The sequence below is a fragment of the Paenibacillus sp. MCAF9 genome (assembly GCF_052114265.1).
Taxonomy (GTDB): Bacteria; Bacillota; Bacilli; order Paenibacillales; family Paenibacillaceae; genus Pristimantibacillus.
The window spans coordinates 1-24,718 of sequence record NZ_JBFREL010000050.1; the positions used below are offsets into that span (position 1 = coordinate 1).

A 24,718-nucleotide genomic window follows, 5' to 3' on the forward strand; every position below is an offset into this window, starting at 1 on the left:
TACTTGCGAACATCTACCTGAATTACTTCGATTTGTTGTGGGAGAAGTATGGCAAAGAAGTCGGAGAACTGACGCGGTATGCAGACGACTTTGTCGTGGTATGCAAAACAAGGAAAGATGCGCAACATGCGTTTCAACTTATACAAACGATTATGGAGCGATTGGAACTGACCTTGCATCCGGAGAAAACGCGAATTGTGGGACTATGGACGGGTAAAGAAGGATTTGACTTCCTCGGCATGCACCACCGGAAGACGAAAGCGGAAACGGGACAAAAGCGCGTCTATTACACGACCCAACAATGGCTCTGCATAAAAGCAGAGAAGCATGTGAGGGAGGTAGTGAAAGACCGACTTGCTCCGCCAAAGATGCGGCACGTTTCGTTTCAAGAACACGTGGATTGGCTCAACCTGAGAATACAAGGCTGGAAGAACTACTATGCGACACCGTACAGTACCAAATGGATGACCAAACTAGATTGGTACATCCGCCAACGGCTAACCAAATGGTACACAAAGAAGCGCCAGCGAAGTAACTGGCGCGGTTCAGGACATGAAGTAAAGATTCTTAGCCAAATGCATGGTTTAAAGACGCTTGTATAACTCGCACGCACATGAATGACGAACATCGGAAAGCCGTATGAGGGAAAACCTCATGTACGGTTTGATGAGGAGGGGCTGAAATGAATTTCAGTCCTTTACTCTAGACAGGATTGGAATTTTACTTGGACAGCTTTATGCTGTATTGCTCATCCAAGAATTTGAGCCGCAAGACGTTGGCAAGCTATGAACAGACGCTAAAACTATTCATCATGTATCTGGACAATCAATTCGGTATTGACGATGTGAAGAAAGTGCAATCGGGACATATTCGGCAATACATCAAGTATGTAAGGGAGCGGGGCAAATACACAGTAGTCAACAAGGAAGAATCAAAAGGGAAAAACCATCCCGAAAGCAGAAGTGATTTCAAGAAAGAAGTCAGTATGACAACGATAGCGAATTACGTTCGTAACATCAAAGTATTCTTCAACTTCTTGTATCAGGTGGAACGGGAAATACCGAAAAATCCCGTTGAAAACATCGAGAATCCGAAAGTCGAGAGGAAGGTTAAAAAGATTCTCACGCCAGAGGACATAAAGAAGGTCATTAATCAATTCGAAAGGGAAACCTTTCATGGATACCGCAACTACGTTATTACTCGCTTATTGCTGGATACGGGTATGCGGGTTGGCGAGTGTCTGAACCTTCAAGCTGAAAATTTTGATTTCAAACACAAAAGCATTCTTATTACCAATCCAAAAAATAGGCAACAACGCTACGTTTACTTTTCGTTCAAGTCAGCCAATGAAATGAAACACTGGATGAGGTTTAAAGACCGCTATTCAGATAGTCCCTTTTTATTTCCTACTACCAGAGGAACGCAATTAGAAATACGTAATTTTGAACGCGCATTGCGTAAAGCGGGGGAAAGAGTCAAAATCCATATTCATCCACACTTGTTACGCAACAACTTTGCTAAATACTATATCTTGAATAATGGTGACTGGTTTAGCCTTTGCCGTATCCTTGGACATAGTTCAGTTGATGTTACTCAAAAAGCATACTTAGACTTCACTGATGATGAAATAGCCAAGAAATATCAGAAGCATAGTCCGCTTGCTAATTTGGAGATATAGCCTATGGATAATCGTAATACAGTCTTTTTGGTAATACAGGACGTAGATGCCGCCTCCGAGCTAATTGAAGCCGCAAGGAGGGATTGTAAGCTTGCATTAGAGCATGGGTGGCACAAACATCCCCTTAGACGCAAAGCCATAATCAAGGAAATTGAAAGCCTACGAACGGTTAGGAAAGTCATATTAGAGCGGTTTGCTAAGAAGGAATGCACATATAGTGTTATACACGATTTTAAAGCCGTAGCCGCCCATTATGAGCTTCTGGTCGTGAAGGAAGACGAATCGTGCGTAGATGTTGTTGGGAAGTCAATACAAAGCCTACTTGCTTATGGTCATGAATATGATAATAAAACCGTTGAAGCTCTACAAAACGTACAGGAGCAGGTATTAGTGGAGTTATCAAGGATACGTATTCAGAAGGGGTATATGCCTTCCTGATGATGTAAAGAAGGCAGGAGCAGGATTGATTTTCTAATCTTCCCGCCGCTGAAAATGAGGAGCTTTATGTTAGGCTCCTTTTACTTTGCTCAAAAGTTGAGCAATAGGTGTTACTAGAACCTACGGAGAAATCAAATCGGAATTAGAAATATAGTTAGAGAGTGTATAGCCTGCTATAATGTTTAATGTTGGATTACATTGTAATATCAAATATAAAGGGGTAGATTTTGTATGCGAACTAACCATATTTTATTAGTTCTGCTATGTTTGATGATATTAACTGCATGTTCATCTGAATATGAGAAACAAATAAAAATAGGCGAGCAAGCCTTATCGGAAAAGAAATACGATTCAGCAATAACAGCATTTTCAAGCGCTTTAGAAGAGAAACCAAATGAGAAACAAGCAAGTGAGTTTCTTATTGAAGCAAAGCAACAACAAATTATTTCTGAGGTTGAAGTAGTAATCAGTGAATCTAAAATAGCAATGGAAGCAAAAAAATATGATGTTGCGGAAATCGCTCTATTAACGGCAAGAGATAAATATAGAAATGAATCATTCATTAAACCACAATTAACTGAAATAACCGACTTACTGAATGTTATTGACATTAAAATGGGAATCTCTGATGCGATAACTGCTAAAGAAGCTTCAAATTTTCTGCTAGCAGAAACGCTAATAACTAAAGTATTAAATCATGCAGAGTTACAGATGAAAGATAAGGAATTAGCTGGAAAATACTTAGTGGAAATAAAATTCAGAAAAAACTTAGCATATTTAAAAAGTGTCGCTTTTTCAGAAGAAAAATTTGATGAAGCGGCTAAATTAATAGCAAGCTCAATAAACGAAGTGACGCAAACTGATGATAGCGATTTTATAACCGAATCAAGAAAATGGTATGTAGAAGTGATGATGGAAATCGCTAATGATGGTGTAAAATTAGGGCATTATGATTTTGCTTATGTGTATATTGACTTAGTATTTATGGTTGAGCCGAATAATGAAGATGCCATTGAATTAAGAAATCAAGTTAATCAATTGGTGATGGAAGATACAAAGAAAAAAGAGCAAGAAGAACTGAAACAACAAATGACCGATTATTTAAGTGCTTATATTAATTCCATAAGCAGAGTCAATGAAGCGATTGAAGAACATAACTCAAAAATCATTAGTTCACTACGTACGCAAATGATGATGATTCAACTGCCATCAGACGATTTTATAGAATTATCATCTTATTGGAAGGCGACTCTTGATGCTTCGTACAATGTAGCAGGATTGTATGAAAAGATTAATAGAAGTAAATCATCGGCATCATTAAGTGAAGTATTAACAGGGAAAACTGATAGCAAAAGTTATGTAAATGAATACACTCAAATCAATGAGCAAATCAAAATAGCCTATACTAATATGGGAAAAGGAAACGAAGAAGTAAAGCGTTTAAGGGAAGAGTATAATATTACGCAATGATATTTGAATAGCATAATAAAATGAAGAATGTTAGTAACAAAACGATAAGAATTATAGAAGCATACTACCTGACATTTTAATTTCACATATTATGTAGCATTTCAATTATTAGCAGAAGCAGTTATATAAAATAAATGAGGCTCTCCATTATCAATGGAGGGCTTTTTCTATGTTCTTATTGCTTTTTTTGCCGCCAAATTCCCGCTTGGTGAAAGTGCAAACTTTTCGAACTCGATTGGTAAATATACATATAGACAGGATGAAAACAAGCTGCATTCATGCGAAGCATTATTTATGGCATTGGCAGAAGATTATGTAATAAGCAGGTGTTTAACGCTCATTTCTCACCTGTATTCCTCCGAGGAGATGACCTACTTCTCATCTCCTCATACTAACAAATGAAAGGAACTAAACTGATGCAAATCGTTGAAGCAAGAAACATGATTACTTTTGGTGGGCTTAATGCGTATAGAGCAAAAGAGAGAGGATTATTTAACAATTCATATGACTATTATCTGGACCTTGAATCGCTTTCCATGGCTCTAGGTCTATCATATAAAAGTTGTAAGGAGTCACTTGAAATGGTGGCAAAGGCATCGCTTATATTTGTTTATTTAGAAAATGGAAGTAGAAAGCTGGCTATTCGAGTAAAGGATATGAAGCTGGTTTATTCCTGCTTTACCGAACGAATTGATTCGCATTTGATAGGCGTAATCAAGAGCAAAGTAAAGGGACTACTTGAAGAAATCGAATTGGAAAGGGGGAAAAGAAAATGAACGAGTATTCAAAAACACAATTAACGGTAAGGGTTGAGGACTATATTTATCGTTTTATCAAGATACAAGCTGTTCACGAAGGACTGACTATGGCTGAGTATTTAACAACGCTAGTCGATGATGAAATTGCGAGAAATTTTGATGCTACTACGAAGCATGATAAATACATTAATCAAAATCGTCGAGTAAAGTAATCGTATAAAGATTCAGTATATAGCGGTTCTAATAGGCAGGGCGCTATATATACGAATTGGCTACATAGGCAAGGATAGTACATATTTTATCAGTCTTCCCGCTAAATTTTTTAGGCGGGGAAAAGTAGAGAAATACATAACGAGATAAAAATAAGAAATGGAAATGAAGGGACAAGCAGAATGAGTACAGTGCGTGAGTTATTTGATGAAGCAGATAAAAAGTTGAAAAGAAGCAGAGTGAACAGAGTGATAGATGGGAATGGGGAAGAACGAACCGATTGCATAGTAATAACCCCTGATATGCAGGAAGCGGCTAAGAGAAGAAAAGAGATAGAAACTTATAGGAACAGGACGGACAATCCATTTACATTGGTGCATATGGAAGGGGCTAGGGATTTGGCAATGTTAAAGGCGCTAAATACAAAGGAGTTAGGTTATTTTCTGCTTTTGCAAACATATATGGATTACTCCAACATGCTCAAAATGTCGCTACATGCAAGACTACCTATGACAGAAAAGGAGCTAGCAGAGGTACTTAGGATTAGAGATAAAAGAACATATTCAAAATTGCTCAATAAATTTATGGAACTAGGGTTAATACAGAGCAAAAAAATTACGCTTTTCAAGCAAGAATATAAAGCGTTTTACATCAACAAGGACTATTGTTTAAGAGGCAGTAGTCAAACGAACAAGCTAGTGAAGGTTTTCATTAACGCTATGCAGGAACTTTACAGTCAGAAGGACATAAAGCCCGCTGACATTGGCTTTTTGTATCGCTTACTTCCGTATATGCACTATGAAAGCAATCACCTTGTAAGGTATCCCTACGAACCGGAGTTTGCAAAAGCAGATGCACTATCCCTTAGGGATATTGTAGAAGTTACTGGCATGGATGAAAAGAATGTAAAGGAACATCTTAGAATCAAGTTGACTGGTTTGCATGTTTTCGGCTCATTCAAGGCTGGAAAGAATAGTGTTTATAAGGTCAACTCATCATTATTTTATCGTGGAGTAGCGTCGGAATTAGTGAAAGCAGACTTTATTTTGACGAAACAGAGCCGCAGCTAATGGCTCTCTTCCTGTCACTCATGGCATTATAAACTCAATCTAGGGGTATTTTTGCAGGAATAAACCACTATCAAGGGGTATTTTTGCAATTAGGAAAAGAGCCTTAGCCCAAGAGCCACAAGGGATTTCAGCGTTATGTAAAATTAGTATCTCTCTTATCTTATAGATAAGGATTTAATTTATCTATATTGGTATTGAATAAAATATAGCGTAAGCAACAAGTTTTCTGACAAGCATCTTCCTATCAAGTTGAGGTTAGATGCTTAGCCCCCTGCTAAGGGATAAAGAACCTACATTGGCAAGGTAAAGCAGTAAGAAGAATATTAAAGCTGTTATAGATTCATTGCTGACGCACTAGTTAATACCTTGCTAATGTACCCGCTTGTCGCCCCGCTCCTGCGGAATCAATATGAACGGGGCATGTTGGTAAAGCTTTTTTCATTGGCAAGACAACATCTTATATGTATCCCCGTTCGGGGGAATAACCTGCCGATAGTGCTAAGAAAGCACTGTAATGAACTTTAATCGTCCGGACAATCGTTAGCGTCGAATATTAGAATGTATGTTGTAGATTGCTTAAACGAGAAGTGAATGAGTGAATACAAAATTTGAAGCGGGCAGGATTGATAAGTAGCGGTTTTACCATACATGTTCCTTGCCAATGCGGAAACATTAAGATTTCAAGGTTGCACCGCTTCTACAAGAAGAAAATTGAACGGGACGAAAAGCGATAAGCGCGTCAATAAATAATGGTTAACCTTACTTGCCTTGCCAATGTAAAACTACACGTAAGCTTAACTCACTTCTAATCGGTTAAAGGGCAAACCTTAAGAAGTGAATATACGAGATAGAAAATAAGGGAATGACATTGGCAAGTAAGATTAAGCTAATGAATTTGTATATCGCCTTGCTTATGATATTACGTTACACATAACCATAATGAGAAGGAGACAAGAACATGAAGTATTATAAAGCTATAGGTGCAAGCACGGCGGGAAGAATCATGAGCAGTAAGGAAATTGACCAGTTGGCGGCACAATCGCTAAGCAAGCCTAATCCATCCGCTAATACACCTGTTGCCCCTGCCGATAAAGAAAAGAGTAAGCCGATAGTTAAATCAGTAGTGAAGCGAGTAGTGGAGCCAAGTGAACCGTTTGCCCATTTGCAAGCGAAACCAGTGAAGCCAACTGATTCAAAGAAGGCACTAAAACCATTTGCTCATCTTGCGGAGAGCTAAAACGATAATTGCGTAAAATACGACTAATAGTGTGGTCACAAAATATAAACTCATCCGCAACTATCAATTAAGATGTTGACTTGCACTAGAAGGAAATTGACAAAAAAGGTCGAATTGTAGGAAAAGAGGTAATATCATCAAGATAAGGAATCAGGTGAGGGAATGGATAGACAAGCTGACCACTCAATTAAAGGTTTTTTATATCAGTTTTTACTAACCATTAAGGTTATATTCGACTCTCCACTTGATGCGGAGATTACGTGTGAAGGTATAGAGGACATTGATATCAGTGACGATGGTACTATTGAAGTTGTCCAGTGCAAATATCATGAAACCGTTGAAAACTTCACATTAAGTAGCATTTATAAGCCATTATTATTAATGATGAAGCATTTTATGGAGTTTCCTGAATTAACGACACTCAATTATCGATTATACGCTTTCTTTCCAAACGAACAGTTGGGTATTAAGCCATTAGATAAAGCTCTATGTAATGAGATATTAAGTAGTAGAGACAGGCGTTACCGTTCATATATACAGCAGGTTCAGGGTATTGACATAGAAGCTTTCCTCGCAAAATTCCAGTTTCATATTGGTCATAGATATGAAGAGATGATTGGACTTATCAATACAGCATTGACCAACGAAGGATTCAAACAAGAAGAAATCGACAACTTAGTCCTTCCCAATCTAATCCATTACATAAGTGAAAAAAGTATTAGGAGCACTGTTGATGAGAGAAAAACTACAAAACGTCTCATCTTACAGAAGCTTAAACATCAAAGAAAGTTGCTGGTTAGTAAATGGGTTAAAGAGTACGCCAGCTTCGACACATTGATTAAGAGTAAGAGAGGTTTACTACATGAGCCACTAAATAATCGTCTAAGACGTCGTGCTTTCATATTCAATAAATTCCTATCGGAAAAGACAGACCATATAGTTACTTTTATTAAAGAAATATTACAAAAGTATTATACATCGGATTTATCTAGATACGAGCCTATTGTTTGCCTACATCTCAGCGAGGAAGGTTTTAACAATATCCGTAAGATACTATATCATCAGGAAATACTAGCTTGGGATGGGTATGTTGCTGATGAATTTATTCCAACTCGATTTATTAACTCGCCTCCTGTTGTTACATTAGGAAAAAAGATAGTCAGGCGTGATTGCCATATAAAAATCATTAATCGAAATAACATGAATGTGTTATCCGCTCTTCATAATATTGATGATTACTATGTGTTAGATAATGATGTAGCAGAGGTTGCAATTCCTGAGCCAAGGAAAGAGGTTTTAAATTTTACTTCTTTTAATTATCTGAATTATATATTCCAACTTCGAAGGAGCTATGAACATGAGTGAGCCAGTAGGTAAAGTTATTTATAGTTCTCCACAATCAGTATGGGTTGAAATCAATGAGGCGTCTGTTTTTGAGAAAAACAAAAAGAATCTTCAAGTAGGGAAATTTTTGAGTATTGATGATGGTAATTTAAATAAAGTCATCTGTTCAATTCAAAACATAAAGGCAAAAGAAGTGAACAGTCAAGAAGCTTCTACAGTTGATTACGGGAGATTTGTCGTTGAAACTCAACCAATAGGGACCATACAGGGCGATGTGTTTAAGAGAGGTAGTAATTCCTTGCCGATACCATTGGAGGACGTACATGTACTTGACGATGACATAATTAAAACGATATTTTCACGAAATGATGATTTTAATTTCGAATTTGGTACACTTCTCCAAAACGATTCAGTACCTTTGTTTATTGACGGTGATAAATTTTTCGGGAAACATATTGCAGTAGTAGGTTCTACCGGTTCTGGAAAGTCGTGTACTGTAGCGAGGATTTTACAAAATGCTGTGGGCATCAATGAAAACATGAACAAACACAAAGTAGCTCAAAAGAACTCCCATATTATTATATTTGATATGCACTCGGAGTATAAAAAAGCGTTTACTTTAGCTGGACATGAAGGCTTTACTCTTAACTATCTGGACGTATCTACTCTAAAGTTGCCATATTGGCTAATGAACTCTGAGGAACTAGAGAATCTATTCATTGAAAGTAATGAGGGTAATTCTCATAATCAAATCTCTATACTTAGGAAAGCGATTATTCTAAACAAAGAAAAGTATAACCGTGATATACCGAAAGTCGATTATGATACTCCTGTTTATTTTAGCATAAAGGAAGTTTACAACTATATTTATAATAGTAATGTTGCTACTAAAGATGCAAACACTGGAGAACTGCAAATTGTGAATCCAGTTCAAGGGCTAGATAGCGAAGAGTATCAACTTTTTGAAAACATTCAGTTTAGGCCTAAGGATAGAGGAAAGATAAACGATGGTCCATTTGCAACAGAATTTGACAGGTTCGTTATCAGGTTAAATACTACTCTTAATGACAAGAGAATTAAGTTTATTACTGAGCCTTTGAAAGAAAATCGAACTGAATTTAAGACAGAGGATTTTACAGAAATTTTGAAGCAATTTATAGGGTACATCAACAAATCAAACGTATCTATAATTGATTTAAGTGGCGTTCCATTTGAAGTACTTAGTATTACCGTTAGTCTAATTTCTCGTATAATTTTTGATTTTTCCTTCCATTACTCAAAAATTAAAAATGAAGCAAATGCTTTAAACGATAACCCAATTCTGATTGTATTTGAAGAAGCGCACAATTATATTCCGAGGAGTACAGAATCTTCATATAAATCTGTAAAAAGGTCTGTTGAAAGAATAGCAAAAGAAGGTAGGAAATATGGGCTTGGTTCTATGATTGTTAGTCAAAGGCCTTCTGAGATATCGGAAACTATTCTTGCCCAATGTAATAATTTTGTCGCTCTAAGACTTACTAATCCTAATGACCAGAACTTTGTAAAAAGACTTTTGCCAGATAGTATCGCTTCAATAAGTGATGTACTACCTTCGCTTGGAAAAGGACAATGTCTTTTGGTTGGTGACAGCGTTCCTATACCAGCCTTAGTTCAACTAAATATGCCTAATCCTGCTCCTTCTTCTGATGATATCCCATTTGTCAAGGAGTGGGATACTTTGTGGAAGGATATCACTTTTGAAGATGTGATTAGACGGTGGAAAAAGGAATAGGGTAACAAGAGAATTTAAAACTATCGTGAAGATAGATAAGCATACGACTGGATATGTGAAGAGAGTTGCATAATTAAGCTTCGAATAACTCTCCGATTTTTTTTAGACCCGTTTTTAACTTATAATGAGAATAGGGAATGATTCAGTTTTAGGACCCCTATACACTATGGAAAAGGCTTATTGCATAAGTGAGCCGGCGTCAGGTAAAATGGAGCAGGTTTGATGTTTTTACGTTGAATAACGCCCATGGGGCCACTTCTTCTATCGTATTTTATGTGAATCATTAAAAGGAGAACAAGGAAGCAAAACCAATAGGGAATATATTTCATGGTATTGGAGTCAGACTGAATCATGAATCGGGAAAAACGATACGCAGTAGCCAGCTATTATGTGTTGACAATGAGTGGAAATAGCATTAATGTTTTAGTAAGGCAATATTGCCCATGAATAATTCAACGGGATACCGATAAATATCGGAGAAGTTGGATTTGTTTATTCAGAAGAATCTTATAACCACAAGGCGTTTCCCTTTTACATCAGCAAATCAAAGCCTACTAATAGCGAGTTCATCGCGATGGTGGCTGATAAGCTGAGGATTGAGCATAAAGTTAGCTGAATGTAGAAGGGAGAATCGTTAAAGGAAAACTCGTTTTTAATAACTATCCGTAATCTAGTTATTGTGTGACTTCATACCTTTCAACTAGGTCATTTTAAATTCGATATGATTTGAATCCACTGCTTTATTGGGCTTTAAACCCCATAAGAGGAGTGGATTTTTTTTGAGGAAATTAATAGGATTGTAGAATTAATAATAATTTCTGAATGGTAAGGTGGTAACTATGTACAAAGGAATTGAGATTAATGGAGTTGTCTTCTCAAATGATGAAAAAGACATTAATCATGATGAATTTTTAGATGCTTTCATTCAGTTTATAGAGGCAAAAGGCTGGAACTTCGGTGGAGGAACAAAGGAAGTTAATAGTGAAGATGAGTAAGATAAAAATGTCACTGATTTCTTCTATAAGATTCTTTTAAATTGACTTATTTCGAATGTGATAAAGATGAGTGAACATCGCAGCACGTGTGTCGTTTTTTTAGAAGTAGTTGAAAGTGATCTATAATGGTTTGGATTGTGTGAAGAAAAAAAGAAATATTTGGGGTGCGGAAGATATAAGAAAGCCATTCAATTACCTTAAACAAATTGAAGATTTTTAAGGACAGACTATCGTGAAAACGCGTTATCTGTCCTATTTGACTTTATAGTAGAGTTAGTTTTGTTGACAAATTTACTCTTTCTATTAATCGTCTCCTCACGACTAAATTCTCTCCATAGAGTCTATGGCAAGAATAGTGCTTGAATAATTAAATTCTTAGCTTATTTCATGTTTAAAAGCAATTATTCAATAAAACTCATTTATGGATAAAATATGGTATAATATAACTATGTTTAAAGAGCTTATTCCTACTAACGATCTATAAAAACTGATAACCAAGGAGAACTGCATATGTCTATATTAAACATATTATTTGGTCAAAAAAGAACAATTCAAAATCCAACATTCATTAAGGATTTTTCAAAAGATAGTTTGCAACTTGCAAATCTTAATGATCTGCTAAATAAGGTTTCAGATGGAGATAAAAAAGATAACATTGAGAAAGACATTAAGCTACTAAAATATGGGCTAGATGGTGAAAACAATGTATATTTCGAATTGAAGCATTCATTCCTCCCTATCATTTGCTTGCATGATGTAAGAGTTGTTTATGAAGATTATGTTGCACAGCTTGATTTTGTAGTCATATCAAATAAATTTACATGTATCTTAGAAACAAAAAAGTTGAGTGGAAATATAAACATAGATCAGGATGGAAATTTTATTAGAACGATTAAGAATAGGTATGGGAAGGAATATAAAGAAGGAATCTATAGCCCGGTAACTCAAAATAAAAGACATGTTGATATACTTAAACATCTACTGTCAAAAGAGCTGAAAATCAATAATATGCCTATCTTATCACTTGTTGTTATGGCAAACCCAAAAACAATAATAAAGAAATATAAATGTCCAGCAGAAGTAGAGAAAACTCTTATAAAGTACGATCAGATTAAAACCACTTTAGAAAAGTATCAAAATGATAAATCGAACCAGTACGATTTGGGTGAGAAGGAAATGCTCGATATTGCGAATCTGCTTATCAAAGTAAACTCCCCGATTGAAATGGATTTAATTACAAAATACCAAATTTCAGATGATACCTATGCAAGAAAAGATGATCAGATTTTAAGAGAAGAATTGATGGCATACAGATTGAAAACATCTAGAGAAGAAAATGTGAAAGCGTATTATATTTTTAATAACAATGAAATGGAAGATATTATATCCAAATATCCAAGATCAGAAGAGGAACTATTGGAGGTAAAGGGATTTGGAAAGGTTAAGGTTGAAAAGTATGGAGGTGCTATTTTAAGTTTTTTTAAACAATAGCTAAGATTAAAATCATTGAAATGGAAATTGAAAATAAGGATTTATTATTCTGGGAGGATTGAGGAAATTTCATGAAAAAAAGCTTAGGAATTATATTATCATTCATACTTTTTTTATTAGTAGTAATGCCTACACTTACTTCAGCTCACTCAGGTCGTACGGATAGTAATGGAGGACATAATTGTTCAGCAAAATCTAAGTCCAAAGGTTTATGCTCTGGTTATCATTATCATAATGGTGGATCAAGCAATAAAAGTACAAACGTTTCCAGCACTTCTACCAAAATTACTAAGGTAAAAGTTATAAGTAATGAATATCCTCCAGCTCCACATTGTATAAAGCTAAAAGATACTTATAAATCAACTGATACATATTTTAATTATTACGAACGTAACTGGGATTGTAACCGCTATACAATTGATGGCGAAGTATTCACTTATCTAGATTTAAATTTATATGTTAACAACAAATATATGAATCTTAATAGCCAACTAATTAGCGTCAAAAATTCAAGTTACATCTCTGTTAGGGATTTTTCGAATTCTTTTAAATTTAGTATTGAGCAAGATAAAGTAGGAAATGTAATTTTAAAGAAAGATAAGATAATAATTAAAATAACTACAGATGACAAAAAGATTTTATTAAATGATAAATATACTGGTGTAAAAGCTATTAAAGCTGAAGGCTATTATTACATTCCATTACGTTCTGCAATGGCGTTGATAGATGGTAAAATTAATTCAATTGAGAATTCGAAAATATATTTATCTTATTAGTCATTTAATTATGCTGGCTAAGAAGAAATATCATGTAAGTTTTTAGAAAGAATCATAGCAATAAAAATCCACTGATCTTTTGATCAGTGGTTTTTTTGATTAATTCAGCTGCAATATGTGGGGGAACAAAACGAAATTCACTTAATCAGAAATAATCAGAGAAATACGGACGCTCCTGATTAATCAATTGCTCCAGTTTACGGATGGACGCGTCATCGGCCTGCATACGGCCAATACGTGCAAGATAAGTTGGCCGCTTGTAACCCATTAACATCGTCGTTAAAGCGGGAATGTCGATAACTACCGATGGTGCGATGCCGCCATGGGTCATATGGCCTTTTCCGTTTGTGTCAACCGTGAGGGTGAAGGTTCCTTGATTCCATTCAAGCATTGGATCATGGAGATTGATAACTATTCTGCTTTCCTTTTCCTGCATTTCAAATGGATATTGCTCGATGAACAATACGATATCTACAATTCGTGCCATGTAATAAGGAGCAATGGTTTCTTTAATATCCCCGTCGTCCAATATAAATGCAAGAGGCTCATCCTTATAGATATCCCCTTTTACAAGAGTAATCATTGAGAAATGGGCACTGACAAAGTTCCATAATCCAGTGCGTGCCTCTTCGTTAATATAGATCATTTCTTTCATGTGAAAGATCTCTTCGGCAATCCAATACAGCAAATACCCCATAGGTGAGTCGTTATTGTCGTAATAGATCGCTACAGTCATATCATCTAAATCCCAGCGCAAATACTCTTCCCAAGCGAGCTCGTTTCGCAGCATAGCACCATGGTGCAAGCGGGCAAATTGCTCATATATTGTTTTGATGTCAGGATGTTCAATGGTTACACGTTCAACATGACCAGGTACGTTTTTTAGCTTAGGCAGCTGAGTGTCCGGAACCTCAAAAGAAATTTTATCGGAAATGATCTCCCAGCCTTTGCGTCTGTAATAAGGAATTGAGTAGGGGTATAAGTAAGAGATCGATTGTTTCCGCTCACGCATTTTGCTTAAGGCAAGCAGCATGAGTTTATTCATCAAGCCCAAATTGGCATATTCGGGATAGGTTCCGACTCCTGTCAGTCCACCCATTTCATAAATATGTCCGTAGATGTTTACCTGAAAGGGATATACAGCAAGCTGAGATATAAGTTTATCGCCATCAAACCACCCTTGAACATCAGCATACTGAAGTACGGGAAGTTTTGCCTTTGCAATCTCTCTATTTTCCCAGCCAAAGGTTTGTAAATCGCGATTGGTCACTTGAAAAACATAGCGCAATAAATTGTTGAATTGCTCGCCATGCTGGGTTTCGATTTTTTTTAACTTGAGTCTGTCATGCAATTTCCGTCGACTCATAGGTGACGACCTCCATTTATTTAAACATATCCAAGTATTTTACCATCCCTTAGAAGTGCAAACAAATTAGCCCTATTTGGAAGGGAATGAAGCACATGATTCGAATTTGCTGATTCAAAATGTTTATTGGCGAATGGTGAAAAGTTTTCTATATGCTGAGGATGTCCTACAATTGATCTGATTAATCAAAAACAGACATGGATGTGAGTTAAGTGAATGCCGAGCTTGGAGGAGTTGGATTTTAAGTTAAATTGGATTTTTCAAAAAAAAAAAAGGCCATCAAGGATGCCTCAGTTGTAAACAACTCTTCGGTTTAAATAAACGTTGCTGCCATATTTCTTGATTAAACCATGCGATTCTGCTTTTATAAAGCTATGAATTTCTTTAAGGCGCTGCGTTTGTGGCTGGATTGTCTCTTTTACTTTTCCATCTACGGTAACATCGAATACAATTTTCATGATTGCACCTCATTTCTTTTGGTTAATTTCATAATAGTGCTGTTGTATGATGAGATCATAAATTGAAATGCGGACAATTGTAATTTTTTTTGGAAAGCATCATCGCTATGTAAAATATCCAAGGAGAGGTGACAGGATGAGAGCCGTTTACGCAGGAAGTTTTGACCCGATTACACTCGGGCATGTGTCCGTTATAGAGAGAGCCTTTCAATTATTTAGTGAGGTTCATATTATAGTCGCCAATAATCGATCAAAAAAACATCATTTTACGATTGAGCAGCGTACGGAACTGGTCGCTTTATCTGTGCCAAAGGATGATAAAATCCATATTATTCCTTATGAAGGCATTGTGGCTGACTATATAAATGAGCATGATATTAACGTAGTCATACGGGGAATTAGAAATGCAACTGACCTAGAATATGAACTGCAGCTTGAGCAATATATTCGTAATACTACGTTGGCGGATACGATTTATTTATCTCCTTACACGCATTACATGCAAACGAGCAGCTCGCTCGTTAGAATGTTTCTTATGTCTGATAAGACGGAGCTGGCAGCTTCGTATATGGTTCCAAAAGCGTATGCGCAAATGCTTGATTACGTGGATTATACCTAGTTTTTACAAATTTATCATAAAAAAAACCGCCAAGCTAGGATCAAAACGATCCGAACATGAGCGGTTTTAATTATGATTGTTGTATAAAACTAGCTTTGTGGCTTTGGCGGACGAGGACGTTTCTGCTTGAACCTAGTAGCAACGTAGTTCCGTTTGCGGTCGCGAAAAAAAGTCCAGCCCGCGATAAAACCTGCACCTGCAGCGAACATGATAAATCCAAGTAAAAATTTGAGCCAATCAAAATCTGGCGTAATGGTTTCATTTCCGAATTCAGAGAAATACACGAATACCGAATCTTTCATTTTCAGAAAACCGAAGCAAGCAAGTAAGCCTGGAATAACGAGCATGAGGATAGCAATAAAGCGAGCAGCAACTAATTTCATAAATACAGTGTCTCCTTATCGGTCAAAATATACAGTTAGCTCTATCATACCTTTTTACGTGTAGAGTGTCTATTTCGTAAAACGACGATGTTTTCGTCATTAAAAACAGGTACAATAGGGATGGATGACATGTTACAATGCGAATGGGCATCTTTGAGAGTTATATGAATAGGCAAAAAAAGTATATAGTTATGGTTATTAGAAGGGAATGATTTTATGGCTATACAGGTAGATGTAGCAGTGCTCGGAGGCGGGCCTGGCGGTTATACAGCAGCCATTCGTGCTGCACAACTAGGAAAATCGGTTGCCATTATCGAAATGGACAAGCTTGGCGGCACATGCCTACATAAAGGATGTATTCCGAGTAAATCGCTGCTCCGAAGCGCTGAGGTATATTCAACGCTGCTTGAAGCAAGCTCATTTGGCATCCAAGTGGCAGATGGGGCGATATCACTCAACTATGGCAAAGTACAAGAGCGTAAGGATCAAACCGTAGAGCAGCTCTATCGTGGACTTCAAAGCCTAATGAAAAAGAATGGCATTCAAATTATTCAAGGCAAAGGCAGAGTCATCGGTCCTTCAATCTTCTCTCCAAAAAGTGGCTCATTAGCCGTTGAGCTGCCGGACGGTGAAATGGAATCAGTTGTATCCACTAATCTCATTATTGCTACAGGATCTCGTCCTCGTACACTGCCTGGTTTAACACCAGACGGCGAATATATAATGACCAGTGATGAAGCGTTAGTTATGGACAAACTGCCAAAATCCGTTATTATTGTCGGCGGCGGGGTTATCGGCGTTGAATGGGCTTCGCTTTTGCATGATTTTGGCGTTCAAGTTATTTTGGTTGAAGCGGGCTCCCGCCTTTTGCCTGGTGAAGATACAGAGGTTTCAGCTGAGCTGACAAGAGTGCTGCGTGGACGCGGTGTACGTGTGCTGACTGGCGTTCAACTGCAGACCGATCAATACAAAGGTGAAAACGGTGAAGTGTCTATCGTTGCAGCTACCCAAGATGGTGACGTAATATTGACTGCAGAAAAGCTATTGGTATCTGTAGGACGCCAAGCGAATGTGGAAAACATGGGTCTCGAAAATACCGATGTTCGCACATCGAGCGGTGTGATCGAGGTCAATGCGTTCGGTCAAACGAGCGAGCCACATATTTATGCCATTGGCGATGTGGTTGGCGGCGTTCAACTCGCTCATGCTGCTGCGCATGAGGGCATAATTGCTGCTGAGCATATTTGCGGTGAGAAACCCGTTGCGATTGAGGCTCATTTGATACCAAGGTGCATCTATTCCCGTCCGGAAATTGCTTCTTACGGCTTGACAGAGGATGGAGCACGCGCGAAAGGGCATGACATAAAGACGGGTAAAATTCCGTTTCAAGCGATTGGCAAGGCTATTGTTTTAGGAGAGAAAGAAGGATTCGTCAAGGTAATCGCTGATCGGAAGACCAACGATATTGTTGGTGTTCATATGATTGGAGCTCATGCAACGGATCTAATATCCGAAGCAGCACTCGCTGGAATTCTGAACGCAACACCTTGGGAAGTTGGCCAAATGATTCATCCTCATCCGACGCTTTCAGAGGCGCTGGGAGAAGCGATGCTCGCCGTAGATGATCGAGCGATATCGTTCTAATGAAGACTGTTTTCTTTTTGGTTCAATTGGAGTTATAATATATATGATCAAGTCTTAGTACCAGGTTATAATAGCGCGCAAAAGGAGGAACACCTTATGACCCAATCTGCTTCTACTGGGCAAAATGTTCGTCATTTGGAATTAGGGCTTAGCGATGAGCAAGCAATTGATATGTACGCAACGATGGTGACTGCTCGCAAGTTTGATGAGCGTATGCTGCTGCTGCAGCGTGCAGGGAAAATCAATTTTCACGTATCAGGTGTAGGACAAGAGGTAGCACAGGTTGCTGCTGCGTATGCACTTAATCGAGAAACAGATTATTTTTTACCTTATTATCGGGACTATGGCTTCGTGCTCTCTGTTGGTATGACACTGCGTGATTTGTTGCTGTCGGTTTTCGCCAAAGCGGAAGATCCGAATAGCGGCGGACGCCAGATGCCTGGCCACTTTGGCTCGAAGAAGCTGCGAATCGTAACGGGCTCAAGTCCAGTAACAACGCAGGTTCCTCATGCGGTAGGCATAGCGCTTGCGGCAAAAATGAAAAACAAGCCTCTTGTTAGCTTTGTTACATTTGGTGAAGGTTCGAGCAATCAAGGCGATTTCCATGAGGGCTGCAACTTTGCTGGAGTACATAAGCTGCCTGTTATTTTCATGTGCGAAAATAACCAATATGCAATCTCAGTTCCTATTCACAAGCAATTAGCAGGTACAGTTGCCGATCGTGCACTTGGTTATGGTTTCCCTGGATATCAGGTTGACGGTAACGATGCGCTTGAGATGTACCGTGTTGTGAAGGAGGCGCGTGAGCGCGCAATTGCAGGCGAAGGTCCAACATTGATTGAAGCAATGATGTACCGTATTTCACCACACTCTACTTCAGATAACGATCTCGCTTATCGTACGAAGGAAGAAGTTGATTCCAACCGTGCGAAAGATGGCATCCCAAAATATAAGCAATATCTGATTGATTGCGAGATATGGTCCGAAGAGCTTGAAACTGAGCTTCAAGCCAAAATTCGCAAGATGCTTGACGAGGCTACTGAATATGGCGATAAAGCGCCGTTCCCGACGCCGGAATCTACATTGCTGCACGTTTATGCGGATGATGCTGATCAAGGAGGAACGGAATAATGGCAGTTATTGAATATATTGATGCAATTCGCCAAGGGATGAAGGAAGAAATGGAACGAGACGAAGATGTCTTCGTTCTGGGTGAGGATGTTGGTCTTAAAGGCGGCGTCTTTACAACAACCAAAGGATTGCTGGAGCAATTCGGCGAGGATCGTGTTCTTGATACTCCGCTTGCAGAGTCAGCCATTGCAGGTGTTGCAATCGGCGCAGCGATGTATGGCATGAAGCCCATTGCTGAAATGCAATATTCAGATTTTATGTTTCCGGCCACCAATCAAATTATTAGCGAAGCGGCCAAAATCCGTTACCGCTCGAACAATGATTGGACTTGCCCGCTCGTAATTCGCGCTCCTATTGGCGGCGGTGTTTTTGGAGGACTGTACCATTCACAATGTACGGAGTCGGTATTTTTCGGTACACCTGGTCTGAAAATTGTTGCTCCATACCGTGCATACGATGCGAAAGGGCTTCTAAAAGCAGCTGTGCGCGATCCGGACCCTGTATTGTTTTTTGAGAATAAAAAATGCTACAAGCTCATTATGGATGAAGTTCCAGAAGAGGACTATATTGTTCCTATTGGCAAAGCGAATGTTCTTCGCGAAGGCGATGACATTACGGTTATCGGTTATAGTCTGCCTCTTCATTTTGTCGAGCAGGCGGCTGCAGATCTAGCGACTGAGGGCATTAGCGCTCATATTCTCGATCTACGGACGCTGCAGCCTCTGGACAAAGAAGGCATTCTTGAAGCGGTGAGAAAAACAGGCAAGGTGCTTATTATCCATGAGGACAATAAGACTGGCGGCGTAGGTGCAGAAGTTTCAGCGATCATCGCAGAAGAGCTGCTTTATGAGCTTGATGCTCCGATTATGAGACTATGTGGACCAGACGTGCCAGCGATGCCTATCAACCCGCCGGGCGAGAAGTTTTTTATGCTCAACAAAGATAAAGTAAAAGAAGCAATGCGACAGCTAGCGCTTTATTAAAATATAAGAAGTCTAAAGTACTAAGCTTATATGTCACCGCGAAACGTATGCTGCGCCGCCGAAGGACGGCGGTAGCCGTTTACGCCTCGGCCAGTAGGGAGATGTGAATTATGAAAACTATGACGGAAATCGTCGTGCCTCAACTAGCAGAATCACTTGTATCAGCTACCATCGATAAATGGCTGAAGCAGCCTGGCGATTGGGTTGATGTTTACGAGCCTGTCTGCGAGATTATTACAGATAAAGTGAATGCCGAACTGCCTTCCACTGTAGCCGGCAAGCTTGTTCGTATCCTTGTTGGCAAGGGGGAGACCGTTCCAGTCGGCACTCCAATCTGCATAATTGAAACAGAAGGTTCTGCTGAGGATGCCGGAATTGGGGCTGCGGAATCCCAGACGGCTACACCAAGAGAGGCAACTACCACACAAGTAAGTGAAATAGATTTGCAAGACGCTCCAATGCGCAATCGTTTCTCACCGGCTGTACAGCAGCTGGCAGCTGAACACTCCATTCGTCTTACCGATGTTCCAGGAACCGGTTTAGGCGGACGTATCACACGTAAAGACGTACTTGCCTATGTAGCAGCTGGTGGAAATCAAGCTTCTAACGGGAATGCTGCTGTGCCTGCAGCCAGAACTGTAGATGCTGCTGCGCAGGTGCGTTCTTCTGGTCTGCATTTGACGGAAACGCCAAGGTTCCCAAAAATCGAAGTGGAAGGAGCATCGGGAGCTGGTCGTGGTGATAGCTTCATTGATGTAACGCCAATTCGGAATACGATTGCTCGCAACATGAGACAAAGCGTAAGTGAAATACCGCATGCATGGACTATGATTGAAGTAGACGTAACGAATCTTGTTCTTCTGCGCAATAAGCTTAAGGATGATTTCATGAAGCGCGAAGGCATTAATTTGACGTATTTGGCATTCCTGCTCAAAGCTGTCGTTAATGCAATCAAAGATGTGCCAATCATGAATTCCATGTGGGCTGTTGATAAAATCATAGTGAAGCGAGATATTAACATCGCGCTGGCGGTTGGTACAGAGGATTCTGTCCTAACACCTGTTATCAAAAATGCTGATCACAAAAACGTAGCCGGTCTTGCCAAAGAAATTGAAGAGCTTGCTCGTAAAACGAGAGAAGGTAAACTGACGCTGTCTGATATGCAGGGCGGAACGTTTACTGTTAACAATACAGGCTCCTTCGGTTCTATATTGTCATATCCGATTATTAACTATCCGCAGGCTGCCATTCTAACGTTTGAATCCATTGTGAAGCGTCCCGTTGTCATAAATGATATGATCGCTGTTCGTTCAATGGCTAACTTATGTTTGTCACTTGATCATCGGATTTTGGACGGCGTTATTTGTGGTCGTTTCTTACAGCGTGTGAAGGATAATCTAGAGAGCTTTAATCTAGAAAGCAAATTGTATTAGAAAAGGGGAGCACGATCATGGCTGAAGCGGATAACGCAAAAAGCTTGAGACGGCTGGATGCCCAATATATAGGCATGCTCGATTACGCGGAAGCGTGGGAGCTGCAAAAAACATATATAAAGCAAATTGATAAGGAGGAGCGCAATCAGTCGCTGCTCCTTCTTCAGCATCCGCCTACGTATACGATGGGTTCTGACAAACATCCTGAGCACCTTCTGCTTGATGAGGCAGAGCTTAAGGAACGAGGTATCGCTTTTTATCAAATCGACCGCGGCGGGGATATTACTTATCATGGCCCTGGCCAGCTGGTCGGCTATCCACTTCTTTATCTAGATGCAGTAGGCCTTAATTTGCATGCCTATTTGCGGAGCCTTGAGCAAGTCATTATTAATTGGCTGAGCGAGTATGGTATAGAAGCGGGCAGAAAGCCGGAATATACAGGAGTATGGGTCGGTGATCTGAAAATAGCGGCCATAGGCGTAAAATTTAATAAAGCCCGCCATCAGCGGGGCTTTATTACGAGTCATGGATTCGCTCTTAATATTAAATCTGGCATTGCCGAAGAAGGATTTAGTGGGATTATTCCTTGCGGTATCCAGCAGTTCGGCGTAACATCCTTTAATGATTTAACAGGGCTTGATTTATCGGTTGAGGAAGCGGCGAACCAATTGCTCCCTCATTTTGTGAAAGAATTCAGATGTGAATTGGACCTAGTAAAGAAATAGTGATCCAAGACCAGCTAGCAAGGATGATAAAACTAATGCCGATACGAGAACGATGGCAACAATTCGAATCAATCGCTGTCTGCGCATATGAAAAACCCCTTTCTTGATTTGGAACGTCATAGCTTGCTATGAGCTTGTCATTTACTCTATTGTATACGAAAGTTATGGACGGAGGAAACGTTAATGATTACAAAAGATCGTTTAGTGAATGAATTTATGGAATTGGTGAAGATAGATAGCGAAACAAAACACGAGCAGGAAATAAGCCGTGTGCTAAAGCAAAAGTTTGAAGCGCTTGGCTTGCAAATTAGCGAAGATGATGCAGCAGTTAAAACTGGGCATGGAGCAGGGAATTTATTTGCAATATGGGAAGCAGAGGGAGCAGCATCTGCACCAACGATTTTTTTTACATGCCATATGGACACAGTAACACCTGGTGTTGGCATCAAGCCGCAGCTTGACGCTGATGGTTATATAAGAAGCGATGGAACAACGATTCTTGGCGCTGATGATAAAGCAGGCATTTCTGCCATTTTTGAAGCAATCCGAGTCGTTAAGGAGCAGTCCATTCCGCATGGGCGCATTCAATTCGTCATTACGGTAGGAGAAGAATCAGGTCTACTTGGCGCACGCTCGCTGGATGCATCGAAGCTGGAAGCTAAGTTTGGATACGCGCTTGATTCGAATGGCGCCGTTGGTGATATAGCAGTAGCAGCACCGACACAGGCGAAAGTTACGATCAAAATGTATGGTCGTTCAGCACATGCTGGCGTTAATCCTGAGGATGGGATCAGTGCCATTCAAGTTGCTGCAAAAGCAATTGCAAGAATGCCGCTTGGACGTATAGATAAAGAAACAACGGCGAACATCGGTCGATTCGAGGGCGGTGGCGCTACAAATATTGTGTGTGATTTTGTGACGCTGTATGCTGAGGCGAGAAGCATTGTACAGCATAAGCTGGACAATCAGATTGTTGCGATGCGGAAAGCGGTTGAGAGTGCTGCAGAGGAGTTTGGTGCACGAGGAGAGCTTGAAAGTGAAATCATTTACCCTGCTTATCAATACGATGATGCAGATCCAGTAGTACAGCTCGCCAAAAAAGCAATCACAGCAATCGGACGTACACCGCGTACGTTCCATTCTGGTGGGGGAAGCGATGCAAATATTTTTAACGGCTTAGGCATTCCTACAGTCAATCTAGCTGTTGGCTATGAGCATATTCATACGACGAAAGAACAGATCAAGGTTGATGATTTAGTGAAGACGACTGAGCTTGTCGTTGAAATTATTAAACAAGCGTCTGAAGCACAATAGTTTTAGCGGAGGTCGTAAGAAGCAATAGCTTCGATTGGCCCTGCCGTAAAATGACAGAAAGCCCTTCGATCCTGCGGCTCAGTTTTGGCTGATCGCGGAAGGAGGGTTTTTGTCTAAATGCATGCGTCCGTGACATGATTAATTCGTTTTTTCCAAAGGAACACGGCGTACGCTGATGACATTTGTATATTCGGACATGGGTGTTCTTGATAAGGATGAAGCAGAAAGCTTGCGCAGCTGATGTTTTATTTCCCAGCCTTTTCCTACTAAGCGCAAGTGATTGAGTGCAACATATTGTTTCATATTAATCTCCCCTGTCGATTTGATATAATGATAGTTATGCAGAGGCAGGACAAGTTATGCGAAAGAATCAAATTCAATTTTAAGGAGCGAATACGAGTGGAAGAGCAGCAAAGAGCTGAGTTGTGGCGTGAGGAAACGATTAAGACCGAGCCTATTTTTGAAGGTAAAATGATTACGCTGCAGGTTGATACCGTCACGCTTGCAGACGGCAGAACCGCAACTAGAGAAATCGTAAAACACCCGGGTGCAGCAGCAGTTATGGCGCTTTTGGACGGAAAGCTGCTAGTAGTGGAGCAATTTCGCAAGCCTCTGGAAAAATTCCAAATCGAGATTCCTGCTGGCAAGCTTGACCCTGGCGAAGATCCGATGACAGCAGCAGCTCGTGAGCTTGAAGAAGAGACGGGTTACCGCTCTGATGATTTGACTCTCCTTAGCGCTTTCTATACATCACCAGGGTTTGCAGATGAGAAGCTGTATATTTATTTCACTGATAAAGTGGAGCAGGGCGTAATCAATCCTGACGACGATGAAGACTTGAAGGTTGAAGCCATCACTCTCGAGCAAGCTGAAGCCTATATCCAAGAAGGCCGTATTAGCGACGCCAAAACGATCCTAGCCGTCTACGCTTGGAAACTATACACTTTGACAGGTCGGTTCTAACCGACCCTGTCTTCCCACAACATACCCGTCATACCTCTCTCAAACCCCTCATATAATGAAAAGTAAGACAACCCCTTGGGTAATTTAGTGATTTTTTAAATTTATAGGAATGTAGAGCTGTAGAGATGTAGAGATGTACATCTGTAGAGCTGTAGAGCTGTAGAGCTGTAGAGATGTAGAACTTTAGAACAGTAGAGCTATGGAACTCTGGGAGCCTGGTACGGTAGATCTGTAGATCTGTAGATCTGTAGATCTGTAGATCTTTAAATCTTTAAATCTGTAAATTTGTACAATAGTAACTCTGTGAACTGTATAACTGCAGAACTCAAGAACTCAATAACTCAATAACTCAATAACTCAATAACTCAAGAACTCAAGAACTCAAGAACTCAAGAACTCAAGAACTCAAGAACTCAAGAACTCAAGAACTCAAGAACTCAAGAACTCAAGAACTCAAG

The 24,718-nt window shown here is 39.5% G+C and carries 26 protein-coding genes; 21 read left to right on the forward strand and 5 right to left on the reverse strand.

What is annotated here, in order from left to right:
• The 13 genes from AB4Z45_RS31850 to AB4Z45_RS31910 all read left to right on the forward strand — a co-directional run.
• Nucleotides 1–602 (forward strand): reverse transcriptase domain-containing protein (locus AB4Z45_RS31850; RefSeq protein ID WP_441913574.1); only part of this gene is annotated, 602 nt, incomplete at its 5' end.
• Nucleotides 603–736: 134 nt separating this feature from the next.
• Nucleotides 737–1,678 carry a tyrosine-type recombinase/integrase gene (locus tag AB4Z45_RS31855; RefSeq protein ID WP_441913609.1) on the forward strand — a complete coding sequence of 314 codons (942 nt, stop codon included), beginning with the start codon at nucleotides 737–739 and terminating at the stop codon, nucleotides 1,676–1,678.
• 3 nt (nucleotides 1,679–1,681) lie between these two features.
• Nucleotides 1,682–2,116 (forward strand): hypothetical protein, encoded by a 435-nt coding sequence (locus AB4Z45_RS31860; RefSeq protein ID WP_441913576.1) that lies wholly within the window; start codon nucleotides 1,682–1,684, stop codon nucleotides 2,114–2,116.
• 231 nt (nucleotides 2,117–2,347) lie between these two features.
• Nucleotides 2,348–3,586 carry a hypothetical protein gene (locus AB4Z45_RS31865; RefSeq protein WP_441913578.1) on the forward strand — a complete coding sequence of 413 codons (1,239 nt, stop codon included), beginning with the start codon at nucleotides 2,348–2,350 and terminating at the stop codon, nucleotides 3,584–3,586.
• 416 nt (nucleotides 3,587–4,002) lie between these two features.
• Nucleotides 4,003–4,362, forward strand: coding sequence for a hypothetical protein (locus AB4Z45_RS31870; protein ID WP_441913580.1), 360 nt, complete (start codon nucleotides 4,003–4,005; stop codon nucleotides 4,360–4,362).
• Entirely contained in the window at nucleotides 4,359–4,556 is a 198-nt protein-coding gene (locus AB4Z45_RS31875; protein WP_441913582.1) for a hypothetical protein, read from the forward strand. The genes AB4Z45_RS31870 and AB4Z45_RS31875 overlap by 4 nt, the downstream gene beginning before the upstream one ends.
• Before the next feature lie 180 nt (nucleotides 4,557–4,736).
• Nucleotides 4,737–5,624, forward strand: coding sequence for a hypothetical protein (locus tag AB4Z45_RS31880; RefSeq protein WP_441913584.1), 888 nt, complete (start codon nucleotides 4,737–4,739; stop codon nucleotides 5,622–5,624).
• Between the two features lie 958 nt (nucleotides 5,625–6,582).
• The gene (locus AB4Z45_RS31885; RefSeq protein WP_441913586.1) at nucleotides 6,583–6,861 is read left to right on the forward strand and encodes a hypothetical protein; all 279 of its coding nucleotides are present in this window, start codon (nucleotides 6,583–6,585) and stop codon (nucleotides 6,859–6,861) included.
• 162 nt (nucleotides 6,862–7,023) lie between these two features.
• Nucleotides 7,024–8,226, forward strand: a complete 1,203-nt coding sequence (locus tag AB4Z45_RS31890) for a hypothetical protein (protein ID WP_441913588.1) — start codon at nucleotides 7,024–7,026, stop codon at nucleotides 8,224–8,226.
• On the forward strand, nucleotides 8,219–9,979 hold the full coding sequence (locus tag AB4Z45_RS31895) for an ATP-binding protein (protein ID WP_441913590.1): 1,761 nt from the start codon (nucleotides 8,219–8,221) through the stop codon (nucleotides 9,977–9,979). Before AB4Z45_RS31890 ends, AB4Z45_RS31895 begins: the two co-directional genes overlap by 8 nt.
• Nucleotides 9,980–10,818: 839 nt before the next feature.
• On the forward strand, nucleotides 10,819–10,974 hold the full coding sequence (locus AB4Z45_RS31900) for a hypothetical protein (RefSeq protein WP_441913592.1): 156 nt from the start codon (nucleotides 10,819–10,821) through the stop codon (nucleotides 10,972–10,974).
• 510 nt (nucleotides 10,975–11,484) lie between these two features.
• Entirely contained in the window at nucleotides 11,485–12,465 is a 981-nt protein-coding gene (locus AB4Z45_RS31905) for an NERD domain-containing protein (protein WP_441913594.1), read from the forward strand.
• Between the two features lie 71 nt (nucleotides 12,466–12,536).
• The gene (locus tag AB4Z45_RS31910; protein WP_441913596.1) at nucleotides 12,537–13,241 is read left to right on the forward strand and encodes a YHYH domain-containing protein; all 705 of its coding nucleotides are present in this window, start codon (nucleotides 12,537–12,539) and stop codon (nucleotides 13,239–13,241) included.
• 145 nt (nucleotides 13,242–13,386) lie between these two features.
• On the opposite strand, the gene AB4Z45_RS31915 is transcribed toward AB4Z45_RS31910, so the two are convergent.
• Nucleotides 13,387–14,607, reverse strand: a complete 1,221-nt coding sequence (locus AB4Z45_RS31915) for a GNAT family N-acetyltransferase (RefSeq protein WP_441913598.1) — start codon at nucleotides 14,605–14,607, stop codon at nucleotides 13,387–13,389.
• A 290-nt stretch (nucleotides 14,608–14,897) separates the two neighbouring features.
• Nucleotides 14,898–15,065 (reverse strand): mechanosensitive ion channel protein MscL, encoded by a 168-nt coding sequence (locus AB4Z45_RS31920; protein ID WP_144376707.1) that lies wholly within the window; start codon nucleotides 15,063–15,065, stop codon nucleotides 14,898–14,900.
• A gap of 136 nt (nucleotides 15,066–15,201) precedes the next feature.
• On the opposite strand from AB4Z45_RS31920, the gene coaD reads away from it, so the two are divergent.
• Nucleotides 15,202–15,684, forward strand: a complete 483-nt coding sequence (gene coaD, locus AB4Z45_RS31925) for a pantetheine-phosphate adenylyltransferase (RefSeq protein ID WP_076267027.1) — start codon at nucleotides 15,202–15,204, stop codon at nucleotides 15,682–15,684.
• 89 nt (nucleotides 15,685–15,773) lie between these two features.
• Here the strand turns inward: coaD and AB4Z45_RS31930 are convergent, their stop codons facing one another.
• Nucleotides 15,774–16,067 (reverse strand): DUF2627 domain-containing protein, encoded by a 294-nt coding sequence (locus AB4Z45_RS31930; RefSeq protein ID WP_441913600.1) that lies wholly within the window; start codon nucleotides 16,065–16,067, stop codon nucleotides 15,774–15,776.
• Nucleotides 16,068–16,283: 216 nt separating this feature from the next.
• On the opposite strand from AB4Z45_RS31930, the gene lpdA reads away from it, so the two are divergent.
• The 5 genes from lpdA (at nucleotide 16,284) to lipB (ending at nucleotide 21,983) form a co-directional block, all read left to right on the forward strand.
• On the forward strand, nucleotides 16,284–17,711 hold the full coding sequence (gene lpdA, locus AB4Z45_RS31935; RefSeq protein WP_441913602.1) for a dihydrolipoyl dehydrogenase: 1,428 nt from the start codon (nucleotides 16,284–16,286) through the stop codon (nucleotides 17,709–17,711).
• A gap of 96 nt (nucleotides 17,712–17,807) precedes the next feature.
• Nucleotides 17,808–18,842, forward strand: coding sequence for a thiamine pyrophosphate-dependent dehydrogenase E1 component subunit alpha (locus AB4Z45_RS31940; protein WP_430057921.1), 1,035 nt, complete (start codon nucleotides 17,808–17,810; stop codon nucleotides 18,840–18,842).
• Nucleotides 18,842–19,825, forward strand: a complete 984-nt coding sequence (locus AB4Z45_RS31945; protein WP_076267031.1) for an alpha-ketoacid dehydrogenase subunit beta — start codon at nucleotides 18,842–18,844, stop codon at nucleotides 19,823–19,825. The genes AB4Z45_RS31940 and AB4Z45_RS31945 overlap by 1 nt, the downstream gene beginning before the upstream one ends.
• A 110-nt stretch (nucleotides 19,826–19,935) precedes the next feature.
• Nucleotides 19,936–21,258: a dihydrolipoamide acetyltransferase family protein gene (locus tag AB4Z45_RS31950; protein ID WP_441913604.1), complete on the forward strand. Its 1,323-nt coding sequence runs from the start codon at nucleotides 19,936–19,938 to the stop codon at nucleotides 21,256–21,258.
• 17 nt (nucleotides 21,259–21,275) lie between these two features.
• A complete protein-coding gene (gene lipB, locus AB4Z45_RS31955; RefSeq protein WP_339203337.1) occupies nucleotides 21,276–21,983 on the forward strand; it encodes a lipoyl(octanoyl) transferase LipB in 708 nt (235 codons plus the stop codon).
• Here lipB and prli42 read toward each other — a convergent pair.
• Complete coding sequence (gene prli42 / locus AB4Z45_RS31960; protein ID WP_161807522.1) at nucleotides 21,969–22,070, reverse strand: stressosome-associated protein Prli42; 102 nt, start codon at nucleotides 22,068–22,070, stop codon at nucleotides 21,969–21,971. The two genes, lipB and prli42, sit on opposite strands and share 15 nt — an antisense overlap.
• Before the next feature lie 96 nt (nucleotides 22,071–22,166).
• On the opposite strand from prli42, the gene AB4Z45_RS31965 reads away from it, so the two are divergent.
• Nucleotides 22,167–23,297 carry a M20/M25/M40 family metallo-hydrolase gene (locus tag AB4Z45_RS31965; RefSeq protein WP_441913607.1) on the forward strand — a complete coding sequence of 377 codons (1,131 nt, stop codon included), beginning with the start codon at nucleotides 22,167–22,169 and terminating at the stop codon, nucleotides 23,295–23,297.
• Nucleotides 23,298–23,435: 138 nt separating this feature from the next.
• On the opposite strand, the gene mciZ is transcribed toward AB4Z45_RS31965, so the two are convergent.
• A complete protein-coding gene (mciZ, locus tag AB4Z45_RS31970; RefSeq protein ID WP_339203333.1) occupies nucleotides 23,436–23,600 on the reverse strand; it encodes a Z-ring formation inhibitor MciZ in 165 nt (54 codons plus the stop codon).
• A 90-nt stretch (nucleotides 23,601–23,690) separates the two neighbouring features.
• On the opposite strand from mciZ, the gene AB4Z45_RS31975 reads away from it, so the two are divergent.
• Nucleotides 23,691–24,260 (forward strand): NUDIX hydrolase, encoded by a 570-nt coding sequence (locus tag AB4Z45_RS31975; RefSeq protein WP_430058061.1) that lies wholly within the window; start codon nucleotides 23,691–23,693, stop codon nucleotides 24,258–24,260.
• The last annotated feature ends 458 nt before the right edge of the window (nucleotides 24,261–24,718 follow it).